The following is a 9669-nucleotide window of genomic DNA, read 5'->3' as shown; positions in this document are numbered from 1 at the left end:
GGTGGTGGGCGTGGAGGGATGAGCGGGGCGGAATCGACACCCGGCTGAGAGGTAAATTCGTCCTTTCGGAGGGCACGATCCGCCGTCCCGGGTGGGACCATCTATGCAGGGATTTATCCCAACATGGTGCGATGTATCCCAGCAGGACGGATATCGATGTCAGACACAGAAGAATTCCCGCTCGTCCAGTTCATGCGTGACGGGTTCGACCCGGTGGGCGAGCTTGCGCGCATCCGCGCCGAGCACCCGGTCTTCCCCATGGAGATCCCCGGCGGTCAGACCGTGTACCTGGTCACCCGCTGGGCGGACGTACGCGCCGTGCTGGGCGACCATGAGCGTTTCAGCAACGACTTCGCCGGCGTGATCGGGCTCGGCTCGAACCAGGAGGACCCGGGCGGCCTCGGGTTCCGCGACCCGCCCGAGCACACGCGGCTGCGCAAGTACCTGACGCCCGAGTTCACCATGCGCCGCCTGCGCCGGCTGGAGCCGCGCATCGAGGCCATGGTCGAGGAGCACCTGGACCGGATCGAGGCCAAGGGCGCGGAGGGCGGGCCGGTGGACCTGGTCGAGGAGTTCGCGCTGCCGATCCCGTCGCTGGTGGTGTGCGAGCTGCTCGGCGTCCCGTACGGGGAGCGCGCCGACTTCGTCAAGATCAGCAAGGACCGGTTCGACTTCACGGCCGGGCCCGAGGCCTCGTTGCAGGCGATCAACGACGCGATGGCGTACATGACCGACCTCGTCGCCAGGGAACGGCTGAACCCCGGCGAGGGCCTGCTCGGCCAGCTGCTGCGCGAGCACGGCGACGAGCTCGACGACCGCACGCTCGCCAGCATGGCCGACGGCCTGCTGACCGGCGGGCACGACACCAGCACCAGCATGCTCGCCCTCGGCACCCTGTGGCTGCTGCGCAACCCCGAGCAGGCCGCGAAGGTGCGCGAGGTGGACGGCTACGTCAACGACGTGGTCGAGGAGCTGCTGCGCTACATGACCGTCGTGCAGGTGGCCTTCCCGCGCTTCGCCCGCGACGACCTGGAGCTGCACGGGCACCAGATCAAGAAGGGCGAGATGGTGCTCTGCTCGCTGACCGCCGCCAACCGCGACCCGTCCTTGGGCGAGGACATGGACGAGATCCGGCCGGGCAGGCAGTCGGCGGGCTCGCACATGGCCTTCGGCCACGGCATCCACCGCTGCATCGGCGCGCCGCTGGCGCAGATGGAGATGCGCATCGCCTTCCCGGCCCTGCTGCGCCGTTTCCCGGGGCTGCACGTCGCCGGTGAGGTGCCGTTCAGGGAGCTCGCTATTGTCTACGGCGTCAAAGAGCTACCCGTCGCCTGGTAGAGCGGTTACGTTCGCAGTGTGAGCCGTGTGAGCGAGCCTGTCATCGATCTGACCGCGATCAGCGCCGTCGTGTTCGACACCGACGGCGTGGTCACCGACACCGCTCGGGGGCATGCGGCCGCCTGGAAGCACGTCTTCGACGCCTTCCTGCGTGGCCGCTCTTCGCCGTTCGACATCCGCGACGACTACCTGCGCCATGTAGACGGTCGGCCGCGGCTCGACGGCATCCGCACGTTCCTGGCGGCGCGCGGCATCAGCGCGCCCGAGGGCTCGGCCGACGACGAGCCGGGCGCGCCGACCGTCCACGGGCTGGGCCTGGCCAAGGACCAGATCTTCATGGCCCAGGTCGACAAGTACGGCGTGGCCGCCTTCCCCTCCACCGTGGCGCTGCTGCACGAGCTGCGCCGCAGGGGCGCCCGTACGGCGGCCGTCTCCGCCAGCCTGCACGGCCGCAAGCTGGTGAATTCGGCCGGCGTCATGCACCTGTTCGACCTGCTGGTGGACGGCAACGACGCGGCCCTGATGAACCTGCCGGGCAAGCCCGACCCCGCCCTGTTCCTGGAGGCGACCAGGCGGCTGGCACTGCCGGCGGCCAGGACCGCGGTGGTGGAGGCGGCGCTGCCGGGGATCGAGGCGGCGGGGAAGGGCGGCTTCGGGCTGGTGATCGCGGCCACCAGGGAGGGCGACGCGGCCGAGCTGCACGCGCACGGCGCCCACATCGTGGTGGCCGACGTGGGCGAGCTGGAGGTGCGCGGAAAGGTCCTACCCTGGACGTCGTGACCGTTCTCATCGACCCGCCCGACTGGCCGGGGCCGCGCGGCCTGATGTGGTCGCATCTCGTCAGCGACAGCTCGCTGGAGGAGCTGCATGATTTCGCGGCGCGGCTGGGGGTGCCCGGGCGGGCGTTCGACCGGGATCACTACGACGTGCCGGAGACCGTGCACGCGCGGGCGGTGGCGCTGGGGGCACACGCGGTCAGCTCGCGCGAGCTGCTGCGGCGGCTGATCGCCGCCGGGCTCCGCCGGCGCAAGCGCCACAGGCTGAGCCCCGACGCCTCACGCCTGACGCCTGAGCGCCCTGACACCCTGACACCCTGACACCCTGAGGCTCACGCCCCGGTGCCGCGAGTGAGGGCGGCCAGCTCGGCGGTCATGTTGGCGCGGGCCCGCTCCTCCCACAGCTCATGTCCGCGCCGGGTCCGGTAGAGAGCCGGTACGGCGAGCAGCCGGCGCAGCACCTCGGCCCGCCCCTTCCTGAACAGGTCGTCCGGCACGTGGGCGTACTCCTCGCGGATCCGGGCCGCGTAGTCCGCGTAGTCGTCGTGGTCGTCGTGGTGGTCCTCGGGGTCCGAGTGGCCGGGGCGGCCGAGCACGGCCAGGTCGGCGTCGCAGAGCACCGCGCCGTTCCGGTCTCCCCCGGCCAGCGTGTCGTGCGCGGCGGTGAGGCGTACCAGCCGGGCGACCTCGGCGATCCGCGCGGCGGGCACCCCGCACCGCGGCAGCCGGGCCTGGGCCAGCTCGGCGCTGCGTTCCTCGTCCCAGCCCGGCCGGCCGTCGTAGACCGCGTCGTGGAACCAGACGGCCAGGCGGACCGCCACGACGTCGTCGGCGTCGCCGTCCGGTCCCGCGGTCAGGTCGTCGACGGCGGCGAGGACGGCGGCCAGGTGGGCGCGGGTGTGATAGCGGCGGTGCGGCTCGGACCAGCGGGCGATCAGCTCCGCGCCGGTGGCGCGGGCGGCCGGGGAGTCCCCCGCGAGCGCGACCCAGTCGTCGATCATCATCCCACCGTACGCCGCGTCCGGTTTGGTAGCGTCCTGGCATCGACACCACACCACAGGATCCCCGGCGGCTGCCCCGATGGCAGGAGCTGCGGGCCCTCCTGCCCAGGCGTCCCCGGCCGTTCCCGTCCAGGTCGCGGCGGGTGGCGGACGCGGCCGACGTCGCCGATCTCCGGCGGCTCGCCCGGCGGCGGGCCCCGCGGATGGTGTTCGACTACGTGGACGGCGCGGCCGAGGACGAGCGGTCGATGGCCAGGGCCGTGGCGGCTTTCGAGCGGGTCGAGTTCCGCCCCCGCGTCCTGCGCGACGTCGCCGAGGCCCCTACCTCCGTCGAGGTGCTGGGGCGGCGGATCGCGATGCCGGTGATCCTGGGCCCGACGGGGTTCACCAGGATGATGCACCGCGCGGGCGAGCGGGCCGTGGCGCGGGCGGCGGAGCAGGCGGCCGTCCCCTACGTGCTGTCCACGATGGGCACCACGACCGCGGCGGACGTCGCCGCCGCGGCCCCCGGCGGCTGGAACTGGTTCCAGCTCTACGTGGTCCGCGACCGCGCCCGCAGCCTGGAGATGCTCGCCCGGGCCACGGACGCGGGCATGGACGTGCTGGTCGTGACCGTGGACGTGCCCACAGCCGGGGCCCGGCTGCGGGACGTGCGGCATGGGCTGACGGTCCCGCCCGCGCTGCGCTGGCGCAGCGTGCTGCAGGCGGCCCGGTATCCCGCGTGGTGGTTCGACTTCCTCACCAGCGAGCCGCTCAGGTTCGCCACGGTGGACGGCGCGCCCGGCGACCTCGCGGGGATCACGAACATGATGTTCGACCCGTGCGTGACCATCGCCGACCTGGAGTGGATCAGGTCGGCGTGGCAGGGACGGCTGCTGGTCAAGGGCGTGCAGCGGGTGGACGACGCCGAAGACCTGGCCTCCGTCGGCGTGGACGGGCTGGTCGTCTCCAACCACGGCGGGCGGCAGCTCGACCGCTCCCCCACGCCGCTGGAGCTGCTGCCCCGCGTGGTGGACGCCGTGGGCGACCGCACGGAGGTGTTCCTGGACGGCGGCGTGCGCAGCGGGGCCGACGTGGCCGCCGCCGTCGCGTTCGGCGCCCGTGCCTGCTTCGTCGGCCGGGCCTACCTGTACGGGCTGATGGCGGGCGGCGAGCCCGGCGTGCGGCGGGTCCTCGACCTGCTGCACGCCGAGCTCGTCCGCACGCTGCGGCTGCTGGGGGTGGCCGGCGTCGGGGGCCTCGGTCCCGACGCCGTCCGCCTGCGATGACGATCAGCCGAGCGTCACGGGGCAGATGAACGTCAGGGGAAGGTGAGCGTCAGGGGAAGGTGACGACCTTCACCGGGATCGTGTCCGTGCCCTGCGCCGGCCCTCCTGTGTTGTTGACGACGTGCGCGATCGTCCCGTTGCCTCCGAGCGACACCGTGAGCAGGTCGTGGAAGCGCACGCCCGCCGCGACGGGCGTCTCGAAGCCGCGTTCGGCCACGATGGAGGGATCGACGTTGAAGTAGCAGTACGCCCCCAAACCCCACGCCTCGTGCGAGGTCACGGAGTCGGCGACCTTGTAGGAGGCGTAGCCGCGGGTGGAGCCGTTCATCCAGGCGGCCTGGTTCGGCGGGTCGTACGGCATCTCGTTCTGGAAGAAGATCGTCTTGCCGCGCTGGCCGTTCCAGACGACCTGGTACTTCTGGTAGTGCTCGACGAACAGTCCGTACGCGGTGACGTCGTCGCCGTTGACGATCAGGCCGGTGTCGGCGGTGTTGACGGTCCAGCCGATCCCGGTGCCGTGGTCGCCGCGCCAGGCCCAGATGTGGTCGATGATCGCGTTGTCACTGTTCACGACCAGGCTGGTGGTGGCCTTGCCCGCGTGGGCGCCGCCGATGCGGAAGAACACGTCCTGGATCGAGGTGGGGTTGGCGGCGTGCGTGGCGGCCGAGCCGGTCGGGCCGACCTCCATCAGAATGGGCGAGTTGACGCTGCCCGCGTCGAACAGCAGCCCGGCCACCTTGACCCCGTCCACGTCGGCGACCCGCATCGGGACGACGCCGTTGTCCGGGATGATCGTGGCGTAGCCGAGCCCGAGCACGACCGTGTTCGCCCTGGTGACGTTGATGGTCTGGCCGACGTGGTAGATGCCGGGGGTGAACAGCAGGTGCAGCCCTGAGGCGAGCGCGGCGTTGATGGTAGCCGCGGTGTCGGACGGCTTGGCGACGTAGAACTGGCTGAGCGGGATGGAGGTGCCGGCGCCGGCCCAGCTCACGCCGCGCGAGTTCTGCCGCAGGGCGGGGACGAAGACCTGGTAGTTCCCGGACGCGTCCACGTACAGGTAGGGCTTCTCCCTGGTCACGGGGCTGGTGTCGAGCGTCGTGTACGGCGGCTCGGGGAACGACTGGGCGGGCGCGCCCACCACGCCGGAGAAGACCATGTTCCACACGCCGTTGAGCCAGCCGCCGATGTTGCTGTCACGGGTGAACCACTGCTGCTGCGAGTACGGCTGCACGGTCCCGTCGATCCTGCTGTCGGCGATGTAACCGCCGCTGGCCCACCCGTACCCGCTGGGCGCCAGGTTGAGGTTGCCCCTGACGTGGACCCGGCGGAAGGGGGCCGCCTGGGAGACCGCCCACTGGTTGGTGCCGCCGCTCGGCGTGATCGACAGGTTCTCCGCCGAGCGCCAGAAGTTCTGGGTGGCGTTGCCGCCGAACCAGCCCGCGTCCACCCTGACCTGGCCGTTGATGGTGACGTCGTCGGGGTTGCGGCCGAGGCCGGCGATGGAGGTGTAGAAGCCGATGTTGGCGTTGACGTTGTAGGAGCCGGGCTTGAACAGCAGGGCGTGGCGCTGGAGGCCGAACTGGTTCGACTCCATCTGGGTGAAGACCGAGTCCAGGGTGGACTGGATGGTGGCCGCCGGCGTGGACGGGTCGAAGACGTGCACGTTGGGGCCGAGGTCGCCGCCGCCCGGCGGGGTGGTGGTGCCGGTGGTGCGCACGGTGAGCTCCCACAGCGAGTAGCCGTAGGCGGTGGCTCTGGCGGTGCCGTACACGCGGACGTAGCGGCCGCTGCCGGACACGTTCAGGGTCTGCGTGCCACCGGTGCCGGTGGTCGTGGAGTAGACGTCCGTCCAGGTCGAGGCGTCACCGGAGACCTGGACGCGGAACGCCGTGGCGTAGGCGGCCTCCCACTGGAGCACCACCTGGCAGACCTGCTGGGCCGAGCCGAGGTCGACCTGGATCCACTGGGGGTCGCTGAAGGCGCTGGCCCAGCGGGTGCCGGTGGCGCCGTCCACGGCGGCCGAGGCGGGGGTGCCCGCGCCTTCGGCGGAGGAGGCGGTGGCCGGGCGGTTGAGCGCGGCGTTGGCGCTGCCGCAGGCCGTGCCGCCGCCGGTGGTGCCGTAGACCTGGAACTCCCACAGCGAGTAGCCGTAGGCGGTGGCTCTGGCGGTGCCGTACACGCGGACGTAGCGGCCGCTGCCGGACACGGTCAGGGTCTGCGTGCCACCGGTGCCGGTGGTCGTGGAGTAGACGTCTGTCCAGGCGGAGGCGTCACCGGAGACCTGGATCCGGAACGCGGTGGCGTGGGCGGCCTCCCATTGCAGGACCACGCTGGTGACGGTGGCGGTGGCGCCCAGGTCCACCTGGATCCACTGCGGGTCGCTGAACGTGCTGGACCAGCGCGTCCCGGGGGCGCCGTCCACCGCCGCGGAGGCCGGCGTGCCGGCGCCCTCGGATGACGACGCGGTCGCGGGCTTGCCCTGCGAGAGGAGCGGGTCGGCTGCCTGGGCAGGGCCCGCGACCAGGCACTGCAGGATCAGGGCGGCGATGAAGGCGCAGACGAGGGCGGGACTTCGGGGCGGGTGCACGGCTTCTCCTCACGAACTGGGGGTGTGTGAGAGAGCGCTCTATCGAGCAGAGCGTGCCTGCGGTCGCCACTTGTGTCAATGCTTTATTTAACGCTTAGGCAATAGTCGTGACAGATCCATGAAACGCGGCGTTGCCGAAGAACGGCTCCAGCACCAGCGTGGCCGCGCCCAGCGCCACGGCGTCGGGCCCGAGGCGGCCGAGCACGACGGTCCCGGGCCGGAACGGCTGGGCCTGCGTGTTCGCGGCGGTGGCCGCCCGGATCCGCTCCAGCAGGCGCCCGCCGAGCATGAGGCCGGCCCAGCCGCCGATGACGATGCGCTCGGGGTTGAACAGGTGCACCAGGCTGGACAGGCCCACCCCGAGCAGCTCCACGCTCTCGTCGATGACCGGCGAGCCCTCTTCGAGCAGCCGCGCCAGCGCGGCCTCCTCCTCCGCCGAGTCGGCGACGACGCCCGCGCGGTCGAGTATCGCCTCGGCCCCCAGGTACGCCTCCAGGCATCCCCTGGCCCCGCACCGGCAGGCCCGGCCACCGGCGACGATCTTCAGGTGGCCGACCTCGCCCGCCGCCTTGCCCGCCCCCCGGTAGATCTCGCCGCCGGTCACGATGGCGCCGCCGACGCCGGAGCCCATGAGCACGATGATCGCCTCGCGGGTCCCCTTGCCCGAGCCGAACCACAGCTCGGCCTGGCCCATGGTCTTGGCGCCGTTGTCCACGTACAGCGGCAGCGCGGGCAGCGCGGTGCCGGCCCGCAGCAGCGCGCCGAGCGGGACCGCCTCCCAGCCGAACGTCTTGGCCCGCACGAGCGCGTCGGGGCCCGGCTCGACGATGCCGGGGACGCCGACGCCCACGCCGAGCACCTGCTCGGGGGCCACCTCGCCCTCGGCGATGACCGCGTCGACGCCGGTCAGGATGTGGCGGGCGACCAGCTCGGGGTCGTGCTTGGCCGAGCGGACCGCGTAGTGCGCCCTGGCCCGCTCCTTCATCTCCAGGTCGAACAGCTCGACCTTGACCTGCGTCTCGCCCACGTCCACGCCGACCGCGTAGCCGTAGTCCGGATTGACCCTGAGCAGCACGCGGGGCCGGCCGCCGTCGGAGTCGACCTGGCCGGCCTCGACGATGACGTTGTCGGCGAGCAGGTCGCCGGTCATGGTGCTGACGGTCGCCGCGCTGAGGCCGGTCGCGGCGGACAACTCGTTACGGCTGGCCGGGCCGCCGAAGTAGAGCGAGCGCAGCAGCATCGCCCGGTTCCCCCTGCGAAGATCCCGCACGGTCCTGCGCTCTGACGTGCCCATTCTCGTCCCCGTCCTCTCCAAATCGCTCCGCCATGTTAGTTCAAGGCGTGAAAAGCGCTGTAGCCCGGGGCCGTGAACGCGCCGTTACCGAAGCGTTTCCCAGGCGGGTCCTGACTTTTTTCAAGGCTTAGATTATGGTCTGCCCATCCCCCCGATGAGGAGACGACAATGAGCCGAGGACTTGTTCGGAGCACCGTCACGGCAGTGCTGGCGACTGGGCTGGCGACCGGGCTGGCGGCCGGGCTGACCGCGTGCGGTGGCGGCGGCCAGGGATCGGGCGACTCCAAGGAGCTGACTTTCTGGATGTACCAGGACCGCACACCGCAGGCGGGACAGGTCATGGAGAAGGTCCGCAAGGATTTCGAGAAGGCCAACCCCGGCGTGACGGTCAAGCTCGTCAAGATCCCGAAGGATGACTACAACACCAAGCTGGGCAGCGCGGTCGCCAGCAAGAGCGCGCCCGACGCCGGCATCCTCGACCAGCCCCTGGTCTCCAAGTATGCCCTGGACGGCACGATCAAGGAGGTGCCCGCCGGCCTGATCACCGAGGCCGACTTCTACAAGGGCGCGCTCGACACCAACCGCGCGAACGGCAAGCTCTACGGCCTGCCCCAGGACCAGACCTGCGTGGCCCTGTTCTACAACAAGAAGCTGGTGCCGACCCCGCCGAAGACCTGGGACGAGCTCAAGCAGACGGCCGCCCAGGTGCACGCCGCCGACGCGGGCGTGGCCGGCATGAACGTCCCCAAGGGCGACGGGTACGGCGCCTGGATGTTCCCCGGCATCGTGCACGGCGCCGGCGGCCAGATGGTGGACGACGCGGGCAAGAAGGTGCTGTTCGACCAGCCGCCCGCGGTCGAGGCACTCCAGCTCTGGGTGGACCTGCTGAAGTCCTCCCCGCGCAAGATCACCGACTCGGACAAGCCGTTCGAGAACGGCCTGGCGGCCATGACGATCTCCGGGCCCTGGGACGTGCCGACGATCCGCGCCGACTTCCCCGACCTCGACTTCGGCGTGGCGCCGCTGCCGTACAAGACCGAGGCGGCCGGCAACATCGGCGGCGAGGACTCGGTGGTCTTCTCCACCAGCAAGAACGCCGACCTGGCCTGGAAGTGGCTGGCGTTCATGAACAACGCCCAGAACAACGGGCCCGTCGCCGACGCGCTCGGCGGCTTCCCCGTTCATCTCAAGGCGCAGGCGGTCGCGGGCGGTCCCGAGCAGGCGGCGTTCCTGGAGCAGCTCAAGGTGGCGCACGCCCGGCCGGCCGTGCCGCAGTGGATCCAGGTCAACGACGAGATCATCGCGCCCGCGATCGAGTCCGCGCTGACCGGCAAGGTCTCCGCCCAGCAGGCGCTGACGGACGCGGCGGCCAAGACCCGGTCCCTGCTCGGCTGGAACAGCTGAC

The 9669-nt window shown here is 71.4% G+C and carries 8 protein-coding genes; 5 read left to right on the top strand and 3 right to left on the bottom strand.

Annotated features, from left to right (window positions below; genetic code table 11):
• The first annotated feature begins 156 nt into the window (after positions 1 to 156).
• The 3 genes from ETD85_RS15730 to ETD85_RS15720 are packed head-to-tail and all read left to right on the top strand — an operon-like array spanning position 157 to position 2435.
• The gene (locus tag ETD85_RS15730; RefSeq protein WP_138690450.1) at positions 157 to 1338 is read left to right on the top strand and encodes a cytochrome P450; all 1182 of its coding nucleotides are present in this window, start codon (positions 157 to 159) and stop codon (positions 1336 to 1338) included.
• 27 nt (positions 1339 to 1365) lie between these two features.
• Complete coding sequence (locus ETD85_RS15725) at positions 1366 to 2118, top strand: HAD family hydrolase (protein WP_240779166.1); 753 nt, start codon at positions 1366 to 1368, stop codon at positions 2116 to 2118.
• Complete coding sequence (locus ETD85_RS15720) at positions 2115 to 2435, top strand: DUF4031 domain-containing protein (RefSeq protein ID WP_138690448.1); 321 nt, start codon at positions 2115 to 2117, stop codon at positions 2433 to 2435. The genes ETD85_RS15725 and ETD85_RS15720 overlap by 4 nt, the downstream gene beginning before the upstream one ends.
• Before the next feature lie 11 nt (positions 2436 to 2446).
• Here ETD85_RS15720 and ETD85_RS15715 read toward each other — a convergent pair whose 3' ends face one another.
• Positions 2447 to 3118 carry an HD domain-containing protein gene (locus ETD85_RS15715; RefSeq protein ID WP_138690447.1) on the bottom strand — a complete coding sequence of 224 codons (672 nt, stop codon included), beginning with the start codon at positions 3116 to 3118 and terminating at the stop codon, positions 2447 to 2449.
• 140 nt (positions 3119 to 3258) lie between these two features.
• Between ETD85_RS15715 and ETD85_RS15710 the strand changes: the two genes are divergently transcribed.
• The gene (locus ETD85_RS15710; protein WP_240779165.1) at positions 3259 to 4383 is read left to right on the top strand and encodes an alpha-hydroxy acid oxidase; all 1125 of its coding nucleotides are present in this window, start codon (positions 3259 to 3261) and stop codon (positions 4381 to 4383) included.
• Between the two features lie 49 nt (positions 4384 to 4432).
• Here the strand turns inward: ETD85_RS15710 and ETD85_RS15705 are convergent, their stop codons facing one another.
• Both ETD85_RS15705 and ETD85_RS15700 read right to left on the bottom strand, forming a co-directional pair.
• Positions 4433 to 6970, bottom strand: coding sequence for a discoidin domain-containing protein (locus tag ETD85_RS15705; RefSeq protein WP_206058333.1), 2538 nt, complete (start codon positions 6968 to 6970; stop codon positions 4433 to 4435).
• Between the two features lie 94 nt (positions 6971 to 7064).
• Positions 7065 to 8264 (bottom strand): ROK family transcriptional regulator, encoded by a 1200-nt coding sequence (locus ETD85_RS15700; RefSeq protein WP_138690445.1) that lies wholly within the window; start codon positions 8262 to 8264, stop codon positions 7065 to 7067.
• Positions 8265 to 8468: 204 nt separating this feature from the next.
• Between ETD85_RS15700 and ETD85_RS15695 the strand changes: the two genes are divergently transcribed.
• Complete coding sequence (locus ETD85_RS15695) at positions 8469 to 9668, top strand: ABC transporter substrate-binding protein (RefSeq protein ID WP_170246692.1); 1200 nt, start codon at positions 8469 to 8471, stop codon at positions 9666 to 9668.
• Position 9669 lies beyond the last annotated feature (1 nt).

Origin of the sequence: Nonomuraea zeae (genome assembly GCF_005889725.1) — a bacterium.
Classification (GTDB): Bacteria; Actinomycetota; Actinomycetes; order Streptosporangiales; family Streptosporangiaceae; genus Nonomuraea; species Nonomuraea zeae.
This window is presented reverse-complemented; position numbering and strand designations above follow the sequence as displayed.

Coding starts and splice junctions, on each gene's coding strand:
- ETD85_RS15715 (WP_138690447.1), bottom strand. CDS start 3,118: ATGATGATCGACGACTGGGTCGCGCTCGCGGGGGACTCCCCGGCCGCC.
- ETD85_RS15700 (WP_138690445.1), bottom strand. CDS start 8,264: ATGGGCACGTCAGAGCGCAGGACCGTGCGGGATCTTCGCAGGGGGAAC.
- ETD85_RS15730 (WP_138690450.1), top strand. CDS start 157: ATGTCAGACACAGAAGAATTCCCGCTCGTCCAGTTCATGCGTGACGGG.